The organism is Sphaerochaeta globosa str. Buddy, from assembly GCF_000190435.1.
Taxonomy (GTDB): domain Bacteria; phylum Spirochaetota; class Spirochaetia; order Sphaerochaetales; family Sphaerochaetaceae; genus Sphaerochaeta; species Sphaerochaeta globosa.
The window spans coordinates 887,252-913,344 of sequence record NC_015152.1; the positions used below are offsets into that span (position 1 = coordinate 887,252).

Here is a 26,093-nt window from a genome sequence, read left to right on the forward strand (position 1 = left end):
ATGGATTATGATGCAATAGTTGTTGGGGGAGGGCATGCCGGTATTGAGGCGGGCCTTGCCCTTTCCAGAATTGGGTTTTCGACCTTGTTGATCACCCAGAATCTCGACACCATCGGTAAGCTCTCCTGCAATCCAGCCATCGGAGGCTTGAGCAAGGGGAATCTGGTGCGTGAAGTCGATGCCCTTGGCGGGGAGATGGCTCACCTGATTGACCACTCCATGATTCAATACCGGATCCTCAACCGGCGTCGCGGGCCTGCAGTGCAGGCTCCCCGTGCCCAGGCGGACAAGTTTACCTATGCCCGTCTGGCAAAGGAAACGCTGGAAGCAGAGCATAATCTCGCCTTGTTCATGGATACGGTAGTTGATATCCTGCTCGATGATCACAACCGCCTGGTCGGGGTGGTGACCGACAGGCGTCATACCATTACCTGCAAGGTGATGGTCCTGACAACGGGAACCTTCATGGAAGGACGGATTTTCATCGGCGAGTACGATGCCTCAAACGGTCGCCTCGATGAGCCTGCAGCCATAGGACTTGGCAGTGCATTACGCAGAAAGGGTTTTCCGGTAGGAAGAATGAAGACCGGAACCCCTGCACGGGTGAGACGCTCGAGTCTGGATTTCGATACGATGGAAGTCCAGGATGGCGAAGAGCACATGATGCCCTTCAGCTTCGATTACAACAGCGTGGATCGCCCCGCTCTTCCTTGTTACATCACCTGGACTAATGAGAATACCCACCAGATCATCAGGCAAAACATCCACCGTTCCCCGCTGTACGGTGGGAAGATCGTCGGCAAGGGGCCACGATATTGCCCTTCCATCGAAGACAAGGTGGTTCGGTTTCCCGACCGCGACCGCCATCAGATCTTTGTGGAGCCCGAAGGGGTGGGAACAGAGGAAATGTATCTGAATGGGATTTCTTCTTCGCTTCCCGAGGATGTTCAGCATGCGTTCATTCATAGTATTGCAGGTCTTGAACATGCCCAGATTATGCGTCCCGCCTATGCTGTCGAGTACGATTTCATCGATCCGCAGGCACTCTTTCCTTCCTTGGAAAGCAAGCTGGTGGAGAATCTATTCATTGCAGGGCAGACCAACGGCACCAGCGGGTATGAGGAGGCGGCATGCCAGGGCTTGATGGCCGGCATTAATGCAGCCCAAAAGCTCAAGGGTGAGAAACCTTTGGTGCTCAGCCGCAACGAAGCCTATACCGGTGTACTCATCGATGACCTGGTCACCATGGGAACCCAGGAACCCTATCGAATGTTCACCAGCCGTGCCGAATATCGGCTCAACCTGCGCCATGACAGTTGCGACCAAAGGCTCACCGCCAAGGGTTTTGCCGTTGGGCTGCAAAAGCAGGAAAACCTGGAGCGCCTCCAAGAAAAGCTTGCGAAGATGGATGCGGTCAAGGATCTATTGCGTGCACGAAGGCTACAGGAAAAGAGTGCACTGCAAGCCTTGCGGATGCCTGATCTGACCATGAGTGACTTGGTTGCATACATTCCGGAACTCAAGGCATATGAGGAACCCATTCTCTATCAGGTGGAGCTCGATGTGAAGTACGAAGGGTACATCAACCGGCAGGATCGACAGGTCAGCCGGTTTGAGAAACTGGAAAGTCTTTTGATCGACGAGAATCTGAATTATGATGCCATTGACGGCTTGAGTGCAGAGGGCAAGGAAAAGCTTAAAAAGGTTCGTCCTCTTTCAGTTGGGCAGGCGACCAGGATAAACGGGGTGCGCAACGGCGACATAGCAGTGCTCATTGTGCATCTCGACCGAGGAGGAAGGCATGACAGGTAAGTATCAGAAGCTGCTCGACGAGGGCCTTTCTTCCCTGTCTCTGCATCTGGACCAAGGTCAGAGAGACCAGTTGGATGCCTATATCGCTGAATTTGAGTTATTCAATCCAGTCTACAAGTTGGTGGCTGCCAGCGGTGAAGACCTGGTGATTCGCCACATTCTGGACAGCCTCAGCGGTGCACCGACGCTTGCCTCGCTTTGCGCAACATTTGCTTCCTGTAGGATTGCAGACTTTGGATCCGGGGCAGGGCTTCCCGGTATTCCTCTTGCCATAGCGTTGCCCTCGTACTCCTTTACGCTCGTGGAGCGGATGGGCAGGAGGGTCGACTTTTTACGTAATGCCTTACTTCGAGCTTCATTGCAGGATCGGGTGCGGGTTATAGACAAGGATTTGAAGGAAGTGAAGGACCAGTTCGACGTAATTACCTTCCGAGCTTTCCATCCCCTCGCCGATATTCTCGATCTCGTCGCTCCCTTGCTTGGAGAAGGTGGGTATGTGTGTGCCTACAAGGCGCTCAAAGAACAAGTGGAAGAGGAGCTTGTCCAGGTAGAGAGAACCTGCAAAAGTACATGGAAAGCAAGGTTTGTTCCCTTGGAAGTGCCCCACCTGGAAGCAAGTCGTATGCTTTGCCTCATGCAAAAAATTTGATACCATTGTCCAATTGGGGTGTTTACTGATGATTGGGAGGTTGTGCTTGTGAAGGGAAAAAAGGGTCGTATATCGTTGCTCATCGGAATTCTGTGTCTGATCGGTACCCTTTTGGTGGCCGCTTTGGTCGTACTTCCTCTCTTTGGAGTAACGAATGCATTGTTGGTAAGAACCCATGTACTTTTAAGTCGCTTCTTTTCCTTTACGGTAGAGCCTTCACGATTCGGCCTGGTCCCCCTTGGCCTGCTTCTGCTTGTATGGACCATCATGATTTTCAGCTTTCGTTCCAAAAAAAAGTTCTCCTATATCCTTATACCCCTCACAGCCGTAATGACGTACACCTTGTACACCCTTTCCCATCTTCTGCAGGGAAGCAACAGACCGCTCTTTTCTTCTTTTCTGCAAGCCTCCTCGAGTGATCTGAGAAGCGCCTCCTTCAAGGTTGTACTGGCCTTTTTGGCTGAAACAGCCCTGTTTGTACTCTTCACCTTGCTCAGCGATGCATTGGATCGGTATCGCCTAGCCAAGCTTGAGCGGCAGGAGCGCCGAGAGCAGGCTTTGCAGCAGAAGAATGAGCAGGCTGCACAAAAACAGCAGGAAAAGGCAAAAAAGAGATCATTGTTCGGAACATTCAAGAACCATAAGAAGGAAGCAAAGGATCAGGGCGAAGAGGAAGATAGTGTCACACTGGTGAAAAAGCCGGTGGCAGTTGAAACGGTGGAGGAGGGCAATGAACTGGGACAACAGCAGGTCAATTTCCCACCCATCGCTGAAGTGCCTTCCTTGGGCAGCCTTTCCAGGCGTAGACCTGCAATTTCCAAACCTTCGGAGAGGGAAGTAATCGAGGTTGATGAAATCCACGTTACAGGCAAAGTCAGCATCGGGGCACTCCATACCCTTACCGAAGAGAGAAAACGAAACAACGGGCTCTCATACCTTGAACGCAAGCAACTTGAACTTGAGCAGGCAAGGAAAGAAGAGAAACCCCAGCCGAAGGAGCAGGTGCAACTGTCAGGCTTTCTGCAGGGAGCTCTGGAAGCGGTAGGGAAGGCTCCCCAAAAGAAACTCGGCAGGAATGCCGAACCACGGGGCAAAGCCAAAGGCATGCTTGCAGAGGCTGTAGAGCAACAACAAACGAGGCAGGATGAACCCGATGCTCCTGTTGGCGAGCCGGATGATAGCCACCTTAGCATTCGGGAGCGGATTCTCTCGGTGCAGTATGAGGAAAAACCCTCACAGCCTCTCTTCGCCCCTGAAAATCCCAGCCCGGTGGAAGCTTTGAAGCCTGTTACGCCTCCTTTAGTGGAGAAGCCTACCTTTGTGCAACCTACCTTCTTTGCCAGTCAGAGTACAGCCAAACCGATTAATGGTGGTTTCAGCGATGACATTCCACAACCAGTTGAAGTACTCGAGGATGAGGAAGACCTGCTCGAACCAACCAGCGGTGTTGGAGGCCTGAGTGGTAGTGCTTTGATCAATAAGGGCCGCTTAACCTATCAGTTTCCTTCAGATTCCATGCTGGTTACCTATCCAAAGGTTTCGGATGTGATCGACGAGACCACCCTTAAACGAGGGGAAGTGCTTGTTTCAACCTTGATGCAATTCAACGTCAACGTTGAGCTGGTCAATATTGTGCGCGGTCCTACGGTAACAATGTTTGAGTTGCTCCCCGCCCCGGGGGTGAGAGTGAATTCCATTGTCAACCTTGCGGATAATATTGCTCTCGCTTTGGCTGCCACCCAGGTACGTATCGTTGCCCCTATTCCCGGCAAGTCCGCCGTTGGTGTGGAAATACCAAACCTTAAGCGTGATATTATCGGATTTCGGGAAATGCTTAGCTCGCTTCCCGATGGTTTTGGCATTCCGATGGTGCTGGGACGCAATCTGATGGGTGAGCCCATTGTCGTTGATGTAATCAAGGCACCCCACCTTCTGATCGCTGGATCAACTGGGAGCGGAAAGAGTGTCTGCGTAAACTCCCTGATCTGTTCAGTGCTCTTCAGGCGCAGTCCCAAACAGGTGCGCATGATTCTTGTAGATCCGAAAATCGTTGAATTGAATATCTACAACGGTATTCCCCATCTGTTGACTCCGGTCATCACCGATGCAAAGAGAACCCTCAAGGCTCTTGATTTCTGTCTGTATGAGATGGATAGGCGCTACAAATTGCTGCAGGGCATCAATGTACGAAATATCATCGGATACAATGAAAAGATTGAGACCAGTCGGATCGCCAGGGAGAAACTCCCGTACATTTTGGTAGTCATCGATGAGTTTGCCGACCTGATGCACCTTGTCGGCAAGGACATGGAGAGCAAGGTCAGCCGCCTTGCAGCCATGAGCCGAGCAGTGGGAATCCATTTGGTTCTGGCTACCCAGCGTCCTTCGGTGGATGTCATCACCGGTGTTATCAAGAACAACATCCCCACCCGTATTGCTTTCGCGGTCACCAGTTCTACGGACAGCCGCATCATTCTTGATGAGCAGGGAGCTGACAAACTCCTTGGAAAAGGCGATATGCTCTATATGTCCAGCAGTAACCCGGCAGCTGAGCGCATCCAGGGTTCCTTCCTCAGCGACCATGAGGTCGAGGAAGTGGTGAAGTTCGTCTCAACCCAAGGGGTGCCGGATTTCATCGACGAATCCTTCTTCGAGGATGAGGAACAGAAAGCTTCAGAGTCGGAAAGTGAGGATGGAATCGATGCGAATGATGACGACGAGCTCATGCAGCGTGCCCTATCCATTATTGTGGAGCGTAAGTGTGCCTCGGCATCCTACTTGCAGAGAAGATTGAAGATAGGGTACAACCGGGCTGCACGTCTGGTAGAACAGATGGAAGAGATGGGATATGTGGGACCTCCGAATGGAAGCAAGCCCCGCGAGTTGATCAAGTATCCCTGATAGGAGAAAGCGATGGTAGGTGTTCACGCCATATACAATGGGACGGTCATTCTTGCCAAGGATGCTGTTGTCGAGGTGACCCAACGGGAAGTCCAGTTTGGATTCTCTACCTATGAGGCACTACGGGTCATCAAAGGCCACGCCGTGCACCTTGAGGACCATCTGACCCGATTGGAGAATTCCTGCTTGGGCATCAAACTGGTCCACCCTTTTACAAAACAGCAAATCAGTACATGGGTGTATGACCTGATTGAAAAGGATGCCATCCAAGAGGCGTCCTTGCGTATCCAGCTCTACGGGGGTACACAGCCGCAATTGTTTGTGTTGGCTAGTGCTTTGCTCTCCTATCCCGATACCCATTATACCCAGGGTGTCAAAGCCATTACTTTTTTGGGGGAGCGCCTCTATCCTTCCTGCAAAACCGGCAATCTGTTGCTCAATTACATGGCACTTGAAGAAGCCCGCAGCCAGGGTTGTTTTGAAGCCCTCTTGGTCGACCGTCACCAAAAGGTGTTGGAGGGGACGAGAAGCAATTTCTTTGCATTCAAGGAAAAGAATCTTTATACAGCAGCAGACGAGCAGGTACTTCTGGGCATTACCCGCGATCGGGTGATCAAGGCTGCCCGTCAGTTGGGTTTCTCCGTGATTTTCGATGCGCCTGCAAAAGAGGATATCGCCGGTGGCCTCTATGATGAAGTCTTCATCAGTTCCACCAGTATGGCTGCAATGCCGCTAAGCCGGGTGGATGACCGCCTGTTCCCTGGACCCTTTGAAAAGACTCTGGCGATAACCAAGCTTGTCAGGGGCTGGGAACTCGACGATTGATAAACTACATCCACTGAGGTGGACAATTGTAGTAATTTCCTCTATCTTTAAAGAGAAGGGTCCTCCCGCGAGGTCTCTCTTTATCTGTGTTACACAGCTATTTCTAGTAAAGGCGATATATAGTACCAATGAAATTTATTGAATTACCCTTAAGTGAGCAAGTGCTCAAAGGCATTGAGGCTGCGGGTTTCACCGATTGTACGGAAGTACAAGAAAAGGTGCTTCCTATCAGTCTTTCCCATCGTGATGTCATGGCCCAGTCCAAGACTGGAAGCGGTAAAACCGCAGTGTATGTGCTGACCATCCTTCAGTCATTCGTAGAAGCCCAGAACCAGGGCAAAAGCAAGCCCAAAGCCCTGATCGTTGCCCCTACCAGAGAACTTGCCGTACAGATCGAGGAAGATACCCTCAAACTCGCTTCTGGAATGGACGACGTTTCGGTAGGGTGTTTTTTTGGCGGGGTAGGCTACGGCAAGCAGGATGAGATTCTGGAAAAAGGCTGTGACATTTTTGTTTGCACCCCGGGTCGTATCCTCGACTACCAGAAAATGCACAAAATTGACTTCCGCCAGTTTGATATCTTCATCGTGGATGAGGCCGACCGTCTCTTCGATATGGGTTTCTATCCCGATATCCAGAAAATGTTCAGCCTCCTCAGAGCCTGCACCGATCGACAGACCATGCTTTTCTCCGCCACTTTGGGTACCAAAGTCCGCAATCTTGCTTGGTCCTTTATGAACGAGCCGGTCGAACTTGAAGTGCAACCCGAAGAAATTACAGTAAAAGCCATTACCCAGGAACTTTTTCACATCTCCAAGGACCAAAAGTTCGGTCTCTTTCTGAAGTTGATGAAAAAAGAGAATCCTGAGAACTGCCTGATTTTTACCAACACCAAGGCCCGCTGCATCGAAGTTGCCAAGCGCCTTTCGCTCAACGGCTATCCCACCAAATACCTGATGGGTGACCTTCCCCAGACAAAGCGCCTTCAGACCATCGAACGGATGAAGGATGGCAAGATCAAGTTCCTTGTTGCCACCGACGTTGCCGCCCGTGGTCTGCAAATCGATGACTTGCAGCTGGTAGTCAACTATGACATCCCCGATGACTTTGAGAGCTATGTGCACCGTATCGGCCGAACAGCCAGGGCTGGTAAAAGCGGGAAGTCCATCACATTGGCAGACGAAGAGTATGTATTCAATCTTGAACCCATCGAAAACTACATCCAGATGAAAATTCCGGTTATCTGGCCCGAGGAAGGTGAACTCCCTGAGGTCGTGGATGCCAGTGCTTCCTATTCGTTCCGTGATCTGGTTAGCAATGACGAGTACGCACCTTCATCAGCTCGACCGAGAAATGGGGCCGCCCCGAGAGGTAGAAAAGGTCCGCTTCCGCTACGAAGAGGTTCTGAACAACGTTCCGATCGCCCCGATCGTCCCCGTCCTCCAAGACGGGCTGACGAAACTGTTGCAAGCAGACCCAGAAGAGCTGAGCAAGAGCAGGCCAGACCGACCGAGACCAGGCGCAGGCGTCCTGGTTCCAAGAGCTATGCAGAGATTCAGAATCTCTCCCTGGAAGAGAGATTGGCCTACTATAAGCAGCAGTATCAGAATGAGGGAGGTCAAAGTGGACCTTCTCAGGCTACTACACAGGTTCCTAGGACACCGGTGAAGAAGGTTGCTGCCATGACAGTAGCGAAGGAGCAGGATCAGAGTAAGAGTCCACAGAAGAAACTTGGATTTTTTGCTCGATTGTTCAGGAGGAAGAAGTAGGATGCTCAAACGGTTTGCTGCCTACTATCGCCCCTACAAGGGGCTTTTCTTTCTGGATATCGGGGTGGCAATCCTTGCATCTGCTCTGTCCATTCTGTTTCCGAGCCTGACCAGACAATTGCTTCGCGTCGAAATTCCCCAGAAGAATCTTGAGCACATGCTCATAATTTTTGCCCTGATGCTGATCATCTACATGTTGCAGGCCGTCTGCCAATACATCCGAGTCACCTGGGGTCACATCCTGGGTGTGAGGATGGAGACGGATATGCGCAGTGAGTTGTTTGCCCATTTGCAGAAACTCTCCTTCGGCTACTTCGACAGGACCAAGACCGGACATATGATGAGCCGCATCACCAACGACCTTTTTCAGATTACCGAGATGGCCCATCATGCCCCTGAGGATTTGATCATCAGCGTGGCAACGATTGTAGGTTCATACATCCTGATGTTCAGTTACAGTGTTCCCCTGGCTTTCATCTCACTCATCCCGTTTCCTATCATAGTCTTTTACGGGGTGTATTACGGTCGGAGAATGAAGGCCACATTCCGCAAGGTACGTACCACGGTTGCCGACGTGAACAGCAATGTCGAAAACTCATTGATGGGAATCCGTGAAGTCAAATCCTTTGCAAGGGAGTCCTACCAGGAACAAAAGTTCAATCAGGTAAACGATGTACTGCGCGACAGCAAAATGGAGCAGTACAAGGTTATGGGCCGCTATCACTCGGTTATCGGTTTCTTTAGGGATCTCTACTACTTCTGCACCATTGCCGGCGGGGCCGTCCTGATTTTCATGGGCAAGGTCGAATCCTACGATCTGGTAACTTTCATTCTGTATGTAGGGGTGGTGCTCCCTCCCATAGACCGGCTGATCAACTTCACTGAACAACTGCAGCAGGGCATGGCCAGCTTTGAACGCTTTACCCAGGTCATGGATGAGCATCCTGGCATTACCGATGTGAAGGATGCCAAGGATTTGAAGGTAAAAGAGGGGACGGTGCGCTTCGAGCATGTCTCGTTTGCCTATGAAAACTCACCGGAGCTTATCCTCAAGGATATCGATGTTTCCATTCCCGGTGGCTCCACCATTGCCTTGGTGGGAGAGTCGGGTGCCGGCAAGAGCACCTTTGCTTCCCTGCTTCCGCGATTCTATGAACCCAAGATGGGCAGAATTCTTATCGATGGTCAGGATATCAAGCAAATCAGGCAAAATTCACTGCGTCAGCATATTGGTTTTGTACAGCAGAATATTTTTCTCTTTGATGACACAATCCGGGAGAATCTGAAGTACGGAAAAGTGGATGCAACCGATGAACAGCTCTGGGCAGCCCTGGATGCCGCCAACCTCGGCAATTTTGTTCGTTCTCTTCCTCTCGCCTTGGATACTCAGGTGGGGGAACGGGGGACGCTGCTCAGCGGTGGACAGAAGCAACGCATCTCCATCGCCCGTGTGTTCTTGAAGAATCCTTCCATTCTAATTTTTGACGAGGCTACCAGCAGCCTTGATACCGAAAGTGAAGAGCTTATAACCGAAGCCTTTGCCCGTCTTTCGGTCGGAAGGACAGCTATTGTCATTGCCCATCGGCTGACAACGGTGAAGAATGCCGATTGCATCTTGGTCCTCGATGAGGGTACACTGGTTGAGTCTGGAACGCATGCCGAGCTGTTGGAAATGAATGGCCAGTACGCAAAACTCTATAAAACACAGGACTTTTCCTAACGTGGAGGAGATCGCATGAGAAAAATACGCATTGTATTTGCAGCATTGTTCATCATTCCAATTTTAATTCTCTCCTTGGTATATGCCTTCCTACCGGCTCTTTTTCTCCGACTTTTTAAGCTCAAGGATGCAGAAAATCGCCATCTTGCGCGGTGCGGTCATTTCATCGGCAACAGCATCCTCTTCTTTTTAGGGGTGACGGTGCATGTGGACGGCAAGGAGAACCTTCCGCCTACCGGTACCATCTGTTTTGTGGCCAATCACCAGAGTCTGCTCGATATTGTCGCCTTTGTTGGTCCTGCACATTTGTGGGCTACCATTCTTGCAAAGGCTGAAGTGAAGAAAATACCCATCATCAATCTTTGGTGCTATGCCCTCGGCTGCATCTTCATTGACCGTAAAAGCCCCCACGACGCCATCAAGGCCATCCTCAAGGGTGTTGAGCAGCTCAAGCAAGGGCGGAGCATGCTCGTTTTTCCTGAGGGGACGAGAAGCAAGAGCGGTCGTATCGGGGAACTGAAAAATGGGAGTCTTAAACTTGCTACCCGGTCCAAAACCGATATAGTACCCATCACCATCAAGGGTCTGCGCGCAGGGTTCGAGCATTTGAAAGGATGCAAAAGGGTGCATGCCTATGTATCCGTTGGAAAGCCCATTCCTACCGCCGGCCTGAGCAATGAGGAAATTGCAACACTCCACGAAGTGGTCTATGGGACCATCGCCAAACGGTTTGACGAGCTTCCCGGCCAAGTTTAGGCTGCGTATGCAACACGCCCTTCATATTTCCAATCTCGAATTCACCTACCGCTCCTGGAAAGAAGAGGAATGTGACAGTTTGTTCAGCAATCTCTCCCTCAAGCTGGGCGAGGGGAGTAAAACATTGCTGCTTGCCCCATTCAACAAGGGCAAGACCACCTTGGCAAAAATTATCTGCGGGGTGTGCCCGAAATATTTTCCAGGCAACTTGCGTGGAACCATCAGCCTGTTCGGCCGCAATCTTTCCACGCTCGAACCCTGGGACCTGCTTACGTCTTGTTCCTATGTATCCCAAAATCCTCAAGAACAGTTTGTAGCCACCTCGGTTGAGGAGGAGCTTGCATTCGGGTTGGAGTCTCTGGGACTGAGTCGCAGCGAAATGAAAGAACGCATTGATGCGGCGCTCGGGCATTGGGGACTGGAGTCGCTTCGAACCTCAAGTCAACAGGAACTCAGTGGGGGGGAGCGCAAGCGAGTATTGCTTGCAGTCCAGGAAGTGCTTCAGGCACGCCTGTGGATTCTGGATGAGGCGTTTGATGATCTGGACCAAACATGGCGTGACCAACTGAGAAAGACCATCCAGGAGTCGGACAATACCATTTTGGTACTTGCCAGCCGCTACCTCCAGGAATTCTCGGATCTTTTTGATCAAGTGGTGCTTCTTGACCAAAAGCGCATCCATACCCCGGCTTTTGATGCATTGCTTCCCCGGTTTTCCCGTCTCTGTGGGGACGACCTTCCCAGCCCTTTGGATGGGCAGGTACTGGATTCCTGTAAAAAACACACGCTATCATGCATCGATTTACAAGCTCAGCGAAAAAGGTTGAGTACTCTGCAAGGCCAAATGTTCAGCCTGAGCGTTCCGAATTTCCATCTGGATAGTGGGGAACTCGTTACATTGGTAGGACCGAACGGCAGCGGAAAGAGTTCGTTTTCTCGCCTGCTTTGCGGCTTGGACGATCCAATAAGCGGTGCTGTCTGTATCGATGGGCAGCCTTTCACCTCCAAGGAGCTCTCCAAGAAGGTGGGGTATTTATTCCAGAACCCTGACCTCCAAATATTCCTCCCGACTGTTGAGGAGGAACTCTCCTGGTCGTTGAAACGGCGCAAGGACTTGAAGCCCGAGGAAATGAGAAGCCGAGTCTCAGAGTGCGCCGACCTGTTCGGCCTCAAGCTCGGTGATACCCCCACTACCATGAGCTATCCACTCAGAAAAGCTCTGCAGGCAGCTGTCTACTTTCTCCTTGACCGGCCGTTCTATGTGCTGGATGAACTCGATAGCTCGCTGACGTATAACAGCGCGCTTTCCATAATTGCTAGGCTGCGCCAGAAGGGTGCGGGCTTGTTGCTTATCACCCACGACCGTCAATTCGCCAGAGGTATCGCCCAACGCGGCTACGGCATCGGGGATGGAAGGATGGCTAGCCTATGACCACCAGTACCTTTGTCGCAGGAAACGGCTGGCTCTACCGCTTCGATCCGCGGGCAAAAATTCTTTTGATGCTTCTTTTGTGTGTATGGTTCTTTCTCCCCGTACACTTGGTGGGGTTGTATGTAGCCGTGGCGCTCATAATCCTGACAACAGCGTGCAATACGGGTTTCTCCCATGCATGGAAGACCTTTCGGTCGATACTTCCCATGCTTCTGTTCATGGTGTTGTTCATGCCTTTCAATGTCCGCGATGGGCAGGCTCTGGTGCAATTCGGCTCGTTTACCGTAGTGACCAAGGAAGGGCTTTTGCAGGCTGGTCGGCTTGCAGGACGGTTCATCGGCATTTCCTATGTATGTACGCTGCTGTTTGCCACCACCATCATGAACGAGGTTATGCTGGCCCTCAGGTGGTATCGCCTACCGTACAAAGCAGGTTTGGTGGTGACGTTGGCTTTCACCTACATTCCTTTCATCGCCGACAGTTTCAGCCAGATAGCTGAGTCACACCGCTTGCGTGAGGCTGAAGCCGAGCAAGGTCGCAGACTCTTGCAACGACTGAAGGATTTGGTGCCGACCTTGACTAGTGCCTTGGTGGTAGCCTTGCGCTCCATCCCCAATCTGGCTATGAGTCTGGAAATGCGTGGATTCGGGCTATCGAATCGACGCAGTCAGTATCACAACCTTGCTTCCTACCGACATCCCTTTACCCACTTTCTGCTTTCAGCTATCATCCCAGTAGTGCTTTGGTTGCTATGCAAAGCTTGAGGAGTGAATCAACATGCAACAGAACAGGAATGCTTTGAAGGTAGCCGTCGTCGCTGTACTTACTGCAGTGGTCGTCGTGTTTACCATGGTCGTTCGTATCCCGACAGCAAAGGGGTATCTCAACCTTTGTGATGTAGCAATCTGCTTCATCGCCTTTACCTTCGGTCCCTGGTCTGCTTTCATTGCAGCTGGCTTGGGAACTGCCTTGGCTGATCTGATCAGCGGGTATGCCCAGTGGGCGCCTATTTCCTTTGTGGTGCATGGGATAGAGGCTCTTTTAATCGCTCTCATCGTACGGCAGAAGGGTGACAAGGAAGCTTCGCTGATCCGTAAGTTGCTTGCAGGCTTTGTCTGTATTGCTACCGTGTCGCTCGGCTACTTTGCACTCTCTTCCCTGTTTATCAGCACAGCCAGTGTTGCAGCCGCCGAAATTCCAGGCAACATCGCTCAAAGTGCAGTAGGGTTTGTGCTCGGTTTGGGTGTGGCCAGTGCGGTTAAGCGTGCATATCCTCCGGTACGTTCGCTTGCTTGGTAGCAATTCGCTTCCAATTTCGCTATAATCGCAACAAATCTTGAACAAAGAGGAACGCAGCATGCAACAATTCCCCCATGATACCATCGTAGTGCTCGACTTTGGAGCCCAATACAGCCAATTGATCGCGCGCAGGGTGAGGGAGATGCACGTCTATAGCCAGATAGTCCCCTATACGACCAGTGCCGAAGCTCTTAAGGCTATGCAACCCAAAGGCATAATTTTCTCCGGTGGTCCTGCTTCAGTGAGAGCTGAAGGTTCGCCACGCCCCGACCAGGGGGTGTACTCACTGGGTATTCCCATTTTGGGTATTTGCTATGGACTGCAAGTTATGAGCATCCAGAACGGCGGCAGTGTCGAACGGCCGGATAAACGAGAGTACGGATTTGCCGATCTGAATGTTTTGAATCCTGCATCTGCATTGCTCAAGGGGATAGGACAGAATTCTAGGCTTTGGATGAGTCATGGTGATTCTGTAAGTGCACTTCCTGCTGGGTTTGAGCACACAGGCAGTACCGAGAACTGCTCCTATACGGTTATCGAGAACAAAGAGAAGCAATTCTACGGAGTGCAATTTCACCCTGAGGTGGTACACACTACCGAAGGCAAGACTTTCCTGGAGAATTTCGTACTAGGCATCTGCAAGGCGCAACCGAATTGGGATATGGGTTCATTCATTGCGAATGCCATTGAGGAAATTCGTACCAAGGTAGGGGACAAGCAAGTGCTTTGCGGTCTCTCCGGTGGTGTCGACTCCGCTGTGGCGGCAGTTTTGATCCACAAGGCTATCGGCGATCAGTTGGTTTGCGTATTTGTAAACAATGGTCTGCTTCGCAAGGGTGAGGCTGAGATGGTGCTCAAGCTCTTTCGGGACAACTACAAGATCAGGTTGCAGTATGCTAATGCAGAGGAGGCTTTCCTCTCTGCTTTGGCGGGTGTATCCGAGCCGGAAGCCAAACGTAAGATTATCGGCAAGGTCTTCATCGATACCTTCTACAGTGAAGCCCGCAAGGCTGGGGAGATTTCCTTCCTTGCCCAGGGAACGCTGTATCCGGATGTAATTGAGAGTAAGAGTCCCTCAGGTGGTCCTTCGGCCACGATCAAGAGCCACCACAATGTCGGTGGCCTTCCCGAGGATTTGAAGTGGGACCTGCTTGAGCCTTTGCGTGAATTGTTCAAGGATGAAGTGAGGGCCTTGGGTCGGGAACTTGGGCTGCCTGAGGTTCTGGTCACCCGCCATCCGTTCCCGGGTCCCGGCTTGGGTGTCCGTTGTGTAGGTGAAGTTACCAAAGAGCGCCTTGATACCCTGCGGGATGTCGATGCCATTTTCATCGATGAGATTCGCAAGGCAGGTTTGTACCATGATATCTGGCAGGCGCTTGCATGTCTTTTGCCTGTCAAGAGTGTAGGCGTGCAGGGCGATGAACGCACGTACGAGGAAGTATGTTCTCTCCGAGCTGTTACCAGTGAGGATGCCATGACTGCCGACTGGTTCCGGTTCCCTGCGGATGTGCTGCAGCGTGCTGCAAGCAGGATCTGCAACGAAGTTTCCGGAGTCAACAGGGTGCTCTACGATATAACGAGCAAGCCTCCCGGGACGATTGAGTGGGAGTAACATGATAGAGTGAGAATCCCTTGATTTTCAGGGTTTCCAGATACGAATCACTGTTGATGATTCTTGATCACGAGAAGGAGTAGGTGTCGATCAGATGCCTGCTCCTTATTTGGATTCTGGTCATTTTGCATTTCCTGGAGTAAGATTATCTTGCTATTGAAAAGGGGAAATGCATGAAATATTCAGGTACACTCATCGCTGTTTCGGACATGGATACGAGTAAGGAATTTTATTTGCATGTTCTGGGCTTGAAAGTCATCGGTGATTTTGGAGCTAATGTTATGTTGGAACAGGGCATATTTTTACAGACACTCGATACTTGGAAAGATTTTATCAGAAAGGAACACGTGGTTTTATCGAATAATGCATATGAACTCTATTTTGAAGAGAATGATATGGATGCTTTTTTGGAGCATCTGGCAACATGTGACATTTCTTACATACATGAACCGTTGGTACATACTTGGGGCCAGCGTGTTGTCAGATTTTATGATGTAGATAACCATATTATTGAAGTTGCTGAGGAAATAGGGATGGTTGTCAGGCGGTTCATTGAACGTGGTATGACTGAAGAAGAGACTGCCATCCGGATGGAAGTGCCGATAGAGTATATTAAGAAATATTTGAAAAAATAAGTGTGTGGGAATCAACAGCAATCAACGTACTATAAGCTCTCTCATTACCGGTTGCTCTGGTAGCTAGTTGTTTCATCTGACACACAATGAACCTCGCAACAGATGGATTTTTTAGTTTCGGCAAATCAATCTTTAATTACCACCAACACCCCAGTCCATCATTACAGCGATGAGAACTCGAGCAAAGACATAGTATTAATTCCAGAAAGATACTGCAAAACGTACGTTGACATCCAGGGTTTGGATGTCAACGCATCCTTATGCAGATAATGTCTTGATTTTCTTCACATACACCCTTCTGAAGAAGAAAATGGTGAGGGCAAGCGAGGATGTCTCGGCAATGATGAATGAGTACCACAGGGCATCCAAGCCGACGAAATGACCGAGCAAGTAGGCGGCAGGCAGTAAGAATATGAGCTGTCGTGTCACGCTGATGATCATGGAGATATATCCATCACCGGTTCCCTGGAACAAGGCGCCGAGTACGATGCAGAAGCCTGCAGAAATGAAGCACAGGCTGATGCGCTGCATGGCAACCACCCCGATGGCCATCATCTCATCGGTAGCATTGAAAAGCCCGAGCAGGATATGGGGAATGAAGGTGAAAACGGCAAACCCGACGCTCATGATCGATAGCGATACAATGATGCCGACTTTGACTGCGCTGATGATGCGTTTGGGCCTTCTTGCACCATAGTTGTAGCCGATGACCGGAATCATGCCGCTGTTCAGACCGAATATCGGCATAAAAATGAACGATTGGAGACGGAAATAGATACCGAAAACTGCCACGGCAGCGGTGCCGAAACCAATGAGAATCTTATTCAGGCTGGTGTTCAGGATGGTCCCTATCGCCTGCATGATGATGGAAGGAAGCCCGACTGCGTAAATATCCTTTACCGTCTGCTTTTCGAGGCGGAACGAAGGTCGGTCCAGTTTGATTTCCTTGTTTTTCTTCACATAGTAGATGGCAAGGGCTGCCGATACATGCTGGGCGAACACGGTTGCAATCGCAGCACCCAATACACCCAAACGGGGGAAGCCGAAGAGGCCGAAGATGAGAATCGGATCGAGTATGATGTTCACGATAGCCCCGGTGCCTTGGATGATCATCGGGTGGAAGGTGTCTCCGGTGCCCTGCATAATGCGCTCGCACGTAATATCGATGAAAATGGCAAGGGAGAAGAATAGGCAGACGGTACTGTATTGGGTTCCCATCAGAATTAATTCAGGATCGCTGGAAAAGAAGCTTATGAAAGGCTTGGTAAGGAAAAGACCGATCAGGGCAAAGAAAATCCAGCTGAGTACCGAAAGGGTGAGCCCGTTCCCTGCAGCCTTTTTGGCTGCAGCGAGGTCTCGGGATCCTAGTTTTCTTGAGAGCAGGGAGTTGACTCCTATCGAGGTCCCGACACTGACTGAGATAAGAAGGTTCTGTAGAGGAAAGGCCAAGGTGACTGCCGTCAAGGCTGTCTGGCTGTAGTGGGATACGAACATGCTGTCCACAATGTTGTAGAACGCTTGTACGAGCATGCTGAGCATGATGGGAAAGGACATGGACAGAATGAGAGAGGGGACTGGTTTGACCCCCATTTTATTTTCTTGCAAGGCTTGCATGGGTTTTCCTTATTCACTGATGTATCAGAGAGTGTAGTAATACCACAGCATTTATATATAGTAAAGCATCCCCGGGTTTTACTGTTGCTTCAGGAATGCCTCAATCTCTTTTTGTCCCTTTTGCTCATCGACACGCCTGAGCAGAATGAATCCTATCGCAAAGAGGGCTACCAGACTCACAATGCCTGAACGGACATTCCCGGTAAGCAGGGTGACAACACCCATCAAAAGCGGTCCGATGATGGCTGCAAACTTTCCGAGCATATTGAAGAAACCAAAGAACTCTGCAGAACGCTGCTTGGGAATGAGACGGGTGTAATAGGATCGTGATAGTGCTTGTATGCCTCCCTGAAACAGGCCGATGATTACCGCCAGTAGATAGAAATGGAGGGGCTTGGTCATGAAATACCCAAGAATTGCTATGACGGTGTAGGCACCGATGGCAACCAACAGGGCTTTCTTTACACCAATTTTGTGGCCGAAAGCCGAGTAGAGAAGTGCGGAAGGAAAGGCAACAAACTGAGTGATCAACAGTGCAATTATCAGCGATTCGCTGGGAAAGTTGAGACTGGTTCCATAGTTCACAGCCATTCTGATGATGGTATCCACACCATCGATGTAGAGCCAATAGGCAACCAGAAAAAGAGCAATGGTTTTTAGTTGCTTGAAGCTGCGTACCGTTTTTATGGTTATACGCAAACCTTTGCGCACTGCCTGACCGACACGCAAAGCCTGTTGTGGTTTTTCTTCTTTCACAAATAGGAGCAACGGAAGGGTGAATACGACCCACCAGATACCTACGATGACAAAACACGCCTTGATGGCGCTCTCCTGATTGGAAAAACCAAACCATGAAGGATTGAGGTACATCAGTACATTGACCAAGAACAGCAATCCCCCTCCGATATATCCAAGGCTGTACCCAAGGGATGAGACATAATCGACTTTTTTCTCCGAGGCAACAAAGGGAAGCAACGCATCGTAGAATGTGTTGGCTCCACTGAAACCTACCACGGCCAGTGAGTAAAAGAGAACGGCCATGGGCCAATTACCAAGTTGCAGGACATACAGGCTTGCCGTCATCACCGAGCCCAAGAGGGCAAAGAAAGCGAGCAACCGTTTTTTATAGCTTCCCCAATCTGCGATGGCACCAAGAAAAGGAGCCAGAAGGGCTACGATGAGCGACCCCAGTGAATTGGCAACACCCAAGTAAAATGTGCCTTGCTGGCTGCTGGACCCAACCGCCCAATAGGCACTGAAGAAAACAGGGAAGAAGCCCGCCATGACTGTCGTTGCAAATGCACTGTTGGCCCAGTCGTAAAAAGCCCACGCAAAAATCGATCGTTTTGAGTCCTGCATGAAATCCTCTTGTACGTAGAGTAGCAGTGAACAGGCTTTCTGTCATGTATTTTCTCTGTAGACACGTTCACTTGCACAACAGGCTATCCTTCAATACAATACGCACTTAGATATCTCTTATAAGGTGGGAGGTTACCCCCATGATCGTGTGCAAATTCGGTGGAAGCTCGGTTGCTGATGCCAAACAAATACAGAAAGTTAAATCAATTATTGATGCAGACCCAGCCAGGCAAATAGTGATAGTTTCGGCCCCCGGCAAGCGTAATAAGGACGATGAGAAGGTTACTGACATGCTCTACAACTGCAACTTGATGGTGCAGCAGGGCCAGTCCTGTCGTGAGCTGTTCAAGAAGGTCGCAAATCGCTATACCAGCATCCTCAGTGATTTGGGAATGGATCAAAAACCCTTCCTTCCCGTTCTTGACGAAGTGCGGCAGATGATTGATGCGGGACATGGTGCCGAGTATGCTGCGAGCCGCGGCGAGTACCTCTGCGCCCGCTTGGTTGCCGCGTATTTTGGATGGACGTTTCTCGATACCGATCCGCTTATCGTCATCAAGGATGACGGGACCGTGCATGAGGACACCTACACAAATCTGAAAAAGGTTCTGAAGAAAGGCGAGAAATATATCGTCCCCGGTTTTTATGGTTGCAGTACCGAAGGGAAAGTGAAGACCTTCAGTAGAGGTGGCTCGGACATCACGGGAGCAATCCTGAGTCAGGCTTCCGAGGCCCGGGTGTATGAGAACTGGACCGACGTCAGTGGCGTATTCAGTGTTGACCCTCGGTTGGTGAAGGATGCAAAGGTCATCAAGACGATGACCTACCGGGAAGTTCGCGAACTTGCCGGTGTTGGGGCTGGGGTTTTTCACGAAGAGGCCATTGCTCCCGTTATCGCAGCCAAGATTCCCATCAATGTAAAAAATACCAATGCCCCGTTGGATAGCGGGACGATGATTGTAAAAGATCGTGAAATTGACGGGCATCCCCTTGCAGGCGTATCGCAGAAGAGCGGCTACAGCCGTCTCACCCTACGCAAGCTGATGCTGTTCAAGAGTACCGGTATCAGGCACGCCCTGTTGACCATGCTCCATATTTTTGGAATTCGGCCTGCATTCTCTTTGTTCGGTGTAGACAGCATCGTATGGTTTTTTGAATCAACGCAGGCAAGCGATAGCGTCCTCAATGCCATGTGCGTTCGTATAAAGAGTGAATTCCAGCTTGACTTTATCGCCGTGGATCACGGACATGCGGTAGTCGGCATAGTAGGAGCTGGTGTGATGAGCGAAACTGACGTGATTGCCAAGAGTACGATTGCCTTGGCCGATGCCCGCATCAAGCTCAATTTCTTCAACTACGGATCATCAGATACCTCTATTCTACTGGGAGTGAATGCCGATCAGGCTCAAGATGCTGTGAAGTGTCTGTATCAAGCCTTGTTTGCCTGATACTCCCTCTCGGAGAGCCAAGCAGCCTTCCTTTTACAGGAAGGCTGCTCTTTTCGGTATACAATCACAAATAAAAAGAATTATAAAAACCATACCTATTTAGGAATATTAGAAAGGAATAGATAGCAATTGTTTCTTTCTGCGTTCTCGCATATGGTATGGGTACATGGACAGCTGTTCCATTCCCAATACAGAGAGAGGGTAGGCCTGTGTTTACCAATGCATCGCTTATGTTGGCCTTGGTCATTTTTATCGCCAGGGTGGTTGACGTATCGCTCGGTACGATTCGTCATGCCATGATTATTCGGGGAAAGCGTTTCATTACGTTTTGCATCGCCTTCTTGGAATCCTTGGTCTGGGTATTCGCCGTATCCAAGGTACTCAGCGATCTTTCAGACCCTCTGACGGCTTTTTCGTTCGCCTTGGGTTTTGCATCCGGTACCTTTGTGGGTATGACCATAGAAAACCTGCTGAAGATAGGGGACCAGGTGGTCAAGGTATTCTCAACCAATGGGAAGCAAGTTGCTTCCATGCTCAGGGATGCAGGCTTTCGGGTTACTGAGTTTGAAGGGCGCGGAAGGGACGGGCAGGTGATTCTCTTGTTTGTACAGGTACGAAGAAGAGATGCCAAGAAAGTGTCGCAGCTTGCCCGCAGTATCGATAAGAACTGCTATTTAGTCATAGAGGATATTCGCTGGAGACAGAACGCATTGTTGTAATAGGGACATGAGCAAGGGAATTGGGGCTTTTAAGCCCCGAATCCTTACAGGTTTTTTGCAAGGAGATTCGATGTATCGGTAAATGACCTTGTGGCTGAGGTTTTTGTAGATTAAAATTTAGAAGTAACGTTACCGCAGGTTCTTGGCCGGCGGTTGTCTTCTTTTCTCAGAGAATCGCCTTCCTAAAAAAGCTTGACGGCACATTTTACCGGTGCTAGAGTTACGTAGACACCTTTTTTGGTGGTTTTGTTTACGTTGGTGCGTTATCGTTAACGCAAAAAACTAGAAGGAGGCTGAGTATGAAAAAGTTGCTCGTAGTAGGAATGGTCCTGTTATACGCAATGACCATGGTTTTTGCAGCAGGTGCTGCCGAAAGTTCGTCAAGTAAAGGAATGATCGGTGTTGTGATGCCTACCAGGTCGGAAGAACGCTGGAATAAGGATGGCGCGGCAGTCAAGAGCGGTTTGGAAAAGCTTGGTTACAAGGTTGACTTGCAGTTCTCGGACGACGATATTCCTACCCAGGTTCGTCAGATTGAGGATTTGATTACCAAGGATGCGAAAGTACTCGTCATCGCTTCAATTGATGGTGTTGCTTTGAGCGATGTTCTTGCGAAAGCAGCGGAAGCAAAAATTCCTGTAATCGCGTATGACCGCCTGATTATGAAGTCACCGAACGTAGATTACTATTTGTCATTCGACAACTATGCGGTCGGCCAGCAGATGGGCGATATCCTCATCAAGGGGATGAATCTGGACAATCCTAAGAAAAAGCCGCTCTTGATCGAGCTGTTCGGTGGATCTCCCGATGACAACAACGCTTATAAGTTCTATGACGGCGCCATGGATAGGCTTAAGCCCTATTTTGCCAATGGCACTCTCAAGATCGGTTCAGGCCAACAGGGCATGGATACGGTTGGAACGTTGCGCTGGAGCAATGAATTGGCAATGTCCAGAATGGAGAATCTTCTCTCTGCACATTACACCAACCAGACGCTCGATGGAATTCTTTCTCCCTATGATCCGATCAGTCTTTCCACACTGGAAGCTTGCAAAGCCGTCGGGTATGGTACAGCTGGCAAACCGCTGCCGGTTGTCGGCGGACAGGATTGTATTGTTGCTTCCTGCAAGTCAATTCTCGCAGGCGACCAATATGCAACCGTCCTGAAAGATACCCGCGTACTTGGTCAGGCTACCGTTGTTCTGGTAGACACGATCATGCGTGGTGAAGTTCCCCAGGGCCTGGATACCACCAGTTATAATAATGACTCCATCAAGAACGGCAAGCCGTATATCGTACCTTCCGTACTGTTGAAGTCCGTTATTGTTACCAAGGATAACTTGAAGGCTGAAGTAGTCGACACCGGCTACCACACTGCCGCTGAGGTTGGACTGTAACTAGCGTATCCGGCTTCATTACGGAAGCCGGAATTGTATCACATGATCGCGAACCCGATGCCATCTGCCTGCGGCTGAATTGGAATCGGGTTCCGGTCTGTATTGTGGGGGACCTGTATGCCAAACAATTCTATTCTGCTGTCCATGAAGCATATCACCAAGACTTTCCCAGGTGTGAGAGCGCTTGATGATGTAAGTCTGGATGTAAAAGAGTGTGAAATTCATGCCTTGGTTGGAGAGAATGGTGCCGGAAAGTCTACATTGATGAAAGTACTGTCGGGTGTATATCCCTATGGTACATACGATGGAGACATCTTTTTTGAGGGCAAGCGTTGCACGTTCTCCAATATCAAGCAGAGTGAGCAAGCTGGAATCGTCATCATCCATCAGGAATTGGCGTTGAGTCCCTATCTTTCCATCGCTGAGAATATGTTCATCGGCGACGAACGTGCGAAATTCAATATCATCAACTGGGACAAGACCCGTGAAGATGCTATGAAATATATGGAGCGCGTTGGACTGAACGAGAATCCCAATCTTCCGGTGAACAGGCTGGGGGTGGGGAAGCAGCAAATGGTTGAGATTGCCAAAGCCTTGGCAAAACACGCAAAATTGCTGATTCTTGACGAGCCCACTTCCGCACTCAATGAGAAGGACAGCAAGCATCTGCTTGAGATTCTCAAGGAACTCCGTGACAAGAGTTATATTTCTTCCGTGTTGATTTCCCATAAGCTTAATGAAGTCGCCGCTGTTGCTGACTCCATTACGATTCTCAGGGACGGCAGAACAATTGAGACGCTTGAGGTAGCCAGAACGAAGGAAAGCTTGGTGTCCATCAGTGAAGAGCGGATTATCAAGGGGATGGTCGGACGGGAAATTACTGAAATGTTCCCCAAGCGAGACAATCTCATCGGGGATATCCTGTTCGAGATCAAGGATTGGACGGTGCAAAATCCCGATAACCCGGAGAGAAAGAAACTCGATGGCGTGAATATCAATGTGCGGGCCGGGGAGGTCGTCGGTCTGGCTGGATTGGTAGGAGCTGGACGAACTGAACTTGCCATGAGTGTGTTCGGGCGGGCGTACGGTGAGAACATCACGGGAAAAACGTTGATTGAAGGCGCAGAAGTCGATATCAGCACAATTCCCAAGGCTATTGCACACGGTGTTGCCTATGTGCCTGAAGACCGCAAGGAATTGGGACTTGTGATGATTCAGAACGTCAAAGAGAATACGACAATCGCGAAGCTGAAGAAAATTTCCAATATGTCGGTGATCAATGAGCATGATGAGAATGTCGTGGCGGAAGATTTTTGCAAGCGGCTCAACACGAAGACGCCGACAATACTGCAGATGGCAGGAAATCTTTCAGGAGGCAACCAACAAAAAGTCGTTCTTTCAAAATGGTTGTTCACCGACCCAAGGGTCTTGCTCCTGGATGAACCCACCCGCGGAATCGACGTTGGTGCTAAACATGAAATTTATACAATCATCAACTCGCTTGCCAACCAAGGAATGGCATGTCTTCTGATTTCCAGTGAGATGCCGGAGATTATCGGGATGTGCGATAGGATATATGTAATGAGCGAGGGCAGGATTACCGCTGAACTGTCGGGAAAGACCGCGACCCAGGAAGAGATCATGCGCAATATCCTGAATAATTAAGGCAGTGTTGATTGCCCCGGTGTTGGTGTGACAGAGAACTTGATGAGCATTTGATAAGGAGTGTGGGATGAATGGCTTGATTGCGATTTTGAAAAAGAATGTGAGGCAGTACATGATGGTCATCGCCTTGGCTGTGGCGATGGTCGCTTTTGGACTCTTGACGGATGGTATCTTTTTCAGACCGGTAAATCTGACGAATTTGGTACTTCAGAACAGCTATGTCCTGATTCTTGCCGTTGGCATGTTGCTGTGTACGCTGACGGGAAACGTCGACCTCTCAGTCGGCTCCATCGTCTGTTTCATCGGTGCACTCTGCGGAGTCATGATGGTGGACCTGCAGTGGAATCCGTATGTAGCGATGTTGCTTGCACTGCTTGTAGGAGCGCTGATCGGAATGTGGCAAGGGTTCTGGATTGCATTCGTGAATGTTCCTCCCTTCATAGCCACGTTGGCTGGTATGTTGGTTTTCCGTGGTTTGGGACAGGTTATTATGAAAGGGCAGACAAAGGCTCCATTCCCCAGGGAATTCCAGTTGATGTCATCCGGATACATCCCCGATCCGTTTGGGGGAATGAAGATTGGAACTGTCCATTTTCATATCTTTACCTTGCTGATCGGTCTTCTCATTGTCGCATTGATTATTTTCAGTGAGATACAGAAACGGAAAAAACAGAAGAAATATGACTTTGACCTACTTCCTCAGGGAATCTGGCTTGCAAAGGTGGTTTTCATAGCAACCGTGCTTGTCGCTTTCACCGTTGTTTTCGCGATATACAAAGGGTTTCCCAATATCTTGATTCTGCTGGGCATCCTTGTAATAGGGTACCAGTTTGTTGCATCCAAGACTGTCCAAGGCCGCCATATTTACGCACTCGGTGGAAATAGAAAAGCTGCAGAACTATCGGGTGTCAAGGTTAAGTGGGTGATGTTCTGGATTTATACCAATATGGCGATTTTGGCTGCGGTAGCTGCGATGGTATTCACAGCACGCTTGAACTCCGCCACTCCGAAGGCCGGACAGAACTTTGAGATGGACGCCATTGCCGCTTGTTATGTCGGCGGGTCTGCTGTATCGGGAGGAATAGGGACGGTAATTGGAGCAGTCGTAGGGGGCTTGTTCATCGGAGTGCTGAACAACGGTATGTCAATTATCGGCATCAGTACAGACTGGCAACAAGCGATCAAGGGTTTTGTCCTTCTTTCAGCCGTTGCATTCGACCTGTATTCAAAATCAAGGTCATCGAAGATAGCATAATAGTACCTAGCTGAGCCTAATTTTGACCCCTGTGGATTTTCAGTTCACAGGGGTCAAATAAAAACCGGCTCATTGCTGAGCCGGCGATTATGAAAAGCTACCTTATTTGATTACCAGTTCGGTTTCAAGATCGAAGAACTTTGCCTTTACCATGTCGGGGATCAAGGAAATCTTGGTATCCGGCTTAGGAACAAGGGTAGGTTCAATCTTACCAACAACCTGGCTTCTGGAAGTAGCCACGAATACGTGGGTCTCACTTCCGAGAGGTTCAACAACACTGACAGAACCGTTGATGGTCTCGCCGTCCTTGGGGGTATTGCTGAAGACTACATCTTCAGGGCGGATACCGAAGGTGACAGATTTACCGACATACGGAGTCAACATCTTTTTCTGCTCTGCAGTAACCTTGAGACGGAAGGAACCTTCATTAACATAAATGTCAGAACCATCAGCTTCAACGGCAGTCTCGAGGAAGTTCATCGGAGGAGATCCAATGAAACCTGCAACGAACTTGTTCTGCGGGTTGTTGTAGAGGTCGAGAGGTCCACCAATCTGCTGGATGATGCCGAACTTCATGACGACGATTACGTCTGCCATGGTCAGAGCTTCAACCTGGTCGTGGGTGACGTAAATCATCGTGGCCTGGAGGCGGTTGTGCAGGGAGGAAATCTCTGCGCGCATCTGGACACGAAGTTTGGCGTCGAGGTTGGAGAGTGGTTCGTCAAAGAGGAATACCTTGGGCTTGCGGACAATGGCGCGTCCTACTGCAACACGCTGTCTCTGTCCACCGGAGAGAGCCTTGGGCTTTCTGTCAAGCAGTTCTTCGATCTCGAGGATCTTTGCTGCTTCACGTACACGCTGGTCAATCTCTTCCTTGGGGAACTTGCGGATTTTCAGACCGAATGCCATGTTATCATACACGGTCATGTGGGGATACAGAGCATAGTTCTGGAATACCATGGCGATGTCCCTATCCTTCGGGGGAACGTCATTTACGAGTTTCCCATCGATGTAGAGCTCACCACTGGTGATGTCTTCCAAACCTGCTACCATGCGGAGTGTTGTGGACTTACCACAACCGGAAGGTCCGACGAGGACGACAAACTGTCTGTCCTGAATGTCAATGTTGACATTGTCGACGGCCTTTACTCCACCATCGTACACTTTGCAAAGATTCTTGAGTTGTACTGTGGCCATAATGCCTCCAATTTATTTTATCTACCGTT

At 49.9% G+C, this 26,093-nt stretch carries 20 protein-coding genes; 17 read left to right on the forward strand and 3 right to left on the reverse strand.

From position 1 onward, the window contains the following. The 12 genes from mnmG to SPIBUDDY_RS04240 all read left to right on the forward strand — a co-directional run bounded on the left by mnmG (window position 1) and on the right by SPIBUDDY_RS04240 (window position 15,410). Complete coding sequence (mnmG, locus tag SPIBUDDY_RS04185) at window positions 1–1,812, forward strand: tRNA uridine-5-carboxymethylaminomethyl(34) synthesis enzyme MnmG (RefSeq protein WP_013606514.1); 1,812 nt, start codon at window positions 1–3, stop codon at window positions 1,810–1,812. Next, the gene (gene rsmG, locus SPIBUDDY_RS04190) at window positions 1,802–2,461 is read left to right on the forward strand and encodes a 16S rRNA (guanine(527)-N(7))-methyltransferase RsmG (protein ID WP_013606515.1); all 660 of its coding nucleotides are present in this window, start codon (window positions 1,802–1,804) and stop codon (window positions 2,459–2,461) included. Before mnmG ends, rsmG begins: the two co-directional genes overlap by 11 nt. Window positions 2,462–2,509: 48 nt before the next feature. After that, window positions 2,510–5,362 (forward strand): DNA translocase FtsK, encoded by a 2,853-nt coding sequence (locus SPIBUDDY_RS04195; protein ID WP_013606516.1) that lies wholly within the window; start codon window positions 2,510–2,512, stop codon window positions 5,360–5,362. Window positions 5,363–5,374: 12 nt separating this feature from the next. Further along, window positions 5,375–6,187 carry an aminotransferase class IV gene (locus SPIBUDDY_RS04200; protein ID WP_013606517.1) on the forward strand — a complete coding sequence of 271 codons (813 nt, stop codon included), beginning with the start codon at window positions 5,375–5,377 and terminating at the stop codon, window positions 6,185–6,187. A 128-nt stretch (window positions 6,188–6,315) separates the two neighbouring features. After that, entirely contained in the window at window positions 6,316–7,956 is a 1,641-nt protein-coding gene (locus SPIBUDDY_RS04205; protein ID WP_013606518.1) for a DEAD/DEAH box helicase, read from the forward strand. 1 nt (window position 7,957) lies between these two features. Continuing rightward, entirely contained in the window at window positions 7,958–9,676 is a 1,719-nt protein-coding gene (locus SPIBUDDY_RS04210) for an ABC transporter ATP-binding protein (RefSeq protein ID WP_013606519.1), read from the forward strand. Window positions 9,677–9,691: 15 nt separating this feature from the next. Then, window positions 9,692–10,432, forward strand: coding sequence for a lysophospholipid acyltransferase family protein (locus tag SPIBUDDY_RS04215; RefSeq protein WP_013606520.1), 741 nt, complete (start codon window positions 9,692–9,694; stop codon window positions 10,430–10,432). 7 nt (window positions 10,433–10,439) lie between these two features. Continuing rightward, the gene (locus SPIBUDDY_RS04220; protein WP_013606521.1) at window positions 10,440–11,864 is read left to right on the forward strand and encodes an ATP-binding cassette domain-containing protein; all 1,425 of its coding nucleotides are present in this window, start codon (window positions 10,440–10,442) and stop codon (window positions 11,862–11,864) included. Next, entirely contained in the window at window positions 11,861–12,628 is a 768-nt protein-coding gene (locus SPIBUDDY_RS04225) for an energy-coupling factor transporter transmembrane component T family protein (protein WP_013606522.1), read from the forward strand. The genes SPIBUDDY_RS04220 and SPIBUDDY_RS04225 overlap by 4 nt, the downstream gene beginning before the upstream one ends. 13 nt (window positions 12,629–12,641) lie before the next feature. Beyond that, window positions 12,642–13,163: an ECF transporter S component gene (locus tag SPIBUDDY_RS04230; protein ID WP_013606523.1), complete on the forward strand. Its 522-nt coding sequence runs from the start codon at window positions 12,642–12,644 to the stop codon at window positions 13,161–13,163. 58 nt (window positions 13,164–13,221) lie between these two features. Next, a complete protein-coding gene (gene guaA / locus SPIBUDDY_RS04235; protein WP_013606524.1) occupies window positions 13,222–14,775 on the forward strand; it encodes a glutamine-hydrolyzing GMP synthase in 1,554 nt (517 codons plus the stop codon). Between the two features lie 173 nt (window positions 14,776–14,948). Beyond that, window positions 14,949–15,410 (forward strand): VOC family protein, encoded by a 462-nt coding sequence (locus SPIBUDDY_RS04240; RefSeq protein WP_013606525.1) that lies wholly within the window; start codon window positions 14,949–14,951, stop codon window positions 15,408–15,410. Between the two features lie 258 nt (window positions 15,411–15,668). Here SPIBUDDY_RS04240 and SPIBUDDY_RS04245 read toward each other — a convergent pair whose 3' ends face one another. Further along, the gene (locus SPIBUDDY_RS04245) at window positions 15,669–17,024 is read right to left on the reverse strand and encodes an MATE family efflux transporter (RefSeq protein WP_013606526.1); all 1,356 of its coding nucleotides are present in this window, start codon (window positions 17,022–17,024) and stop codon (window positions 15,669–15,671) included. Window positions 17,025–17,102: 78 nt separating this feature from the next. Beyond that, entirely contained in the window at window positions 17,103–18,383 is a 1,281-nt protein-coding gene (locus SPIBUDDY_RS04250; RefSeq protein WP_013606527.1) for an MFS transporter, read from the reverse strand. Between the two features lie 140 nt (window positions 18,384–18,523). On the opposite strand from SPIBUDDY_RS04250, the gene SPIBUDDY_RS04255 reads away from it, so the two are divergent. The 5 genes from SPIBUDDY_RS04255 (at window position 18,524) to mmsB (ending at window position 24,867) form a co-directional block, all read left to right on the forward strand. Then, window positions 18,524–19,831, forward strand: coding sequence for an aspartate kinase (locus SPIBUDDY_RS04255; RefSeq protein ID WP_013606528.1), 1,308 nt, complete (start codon window positions 18,524–18,526; stop codon window positions 19,829–19,831). A gap of 209 nt (window positions 19,832–20,040) precedes the next feature. Further along, window positions 20,041–20,550, forward strand: a complete 510-nt coding sequence (locus SPIBUDDY_RS04260) for a DUF2179 domain-containing protein (RefSeq protein ID WP_013606529.1) — start codon at window positions 20,041–20,043, stop codon at window positions 20,548–20,550. Window positions 20,551–20,849: 299 nt separating this feature from the next. Further along, window positions 20,850–21,947, forward strand: a complete 1,098-nt coding sequence (locus SPIBUDDY_RS04265; RefSeq protein WP_013606530.1) for a substrate-binding domain-containing protein — start codon at window positions 20,850–20,852, stop codon at window positions 21,945–21,947. Window positions 21,948–22,064: 117 nt separating this feature from the next. Continuing rightward, window positions 22,065–23,612, forward strand: coding sequence for an ATP-binding cassette domain-containing protein (locus SPIBUDDY_RS04270; protein WP_013606531.1), 1,548 nt, complete (start codon window positions 22,065–22,067; stop codon window positions 23,610–23,612). A 67-nt stretch (window positions 23,613–23,679) separates the two neighbouring features. Continuing rightward, entirely contained in the window at window positions 23,680–24,867 is a 1,188-nt protein-coding gene (mmsB, locus tag SPIBUDDY_RS04275) for a multiple monosaccharide ABC transporter permease (RefSeq protein WP_013606532.1), read from the forward strand. Window positions 24,868–24,969: 102 nt separating this feature from the next. Here the strand turns inward: mmsB and SPIBUDDY_RS04280 are convergent, their stop codons facing one another. Then, a complete protein-coding gene (locus tag SPIBUDDY_RS04280) occupies window positions 24,970–26,064 on the reverse strand; it encodes an ABC transporter ATP-binding protein (RefSeq protein ID WP_013606533.1) in 1,095 nt (364 codons plus the stop codon). Window positions 26,065–26,093 lie beyond the last annotated feature (29 nt).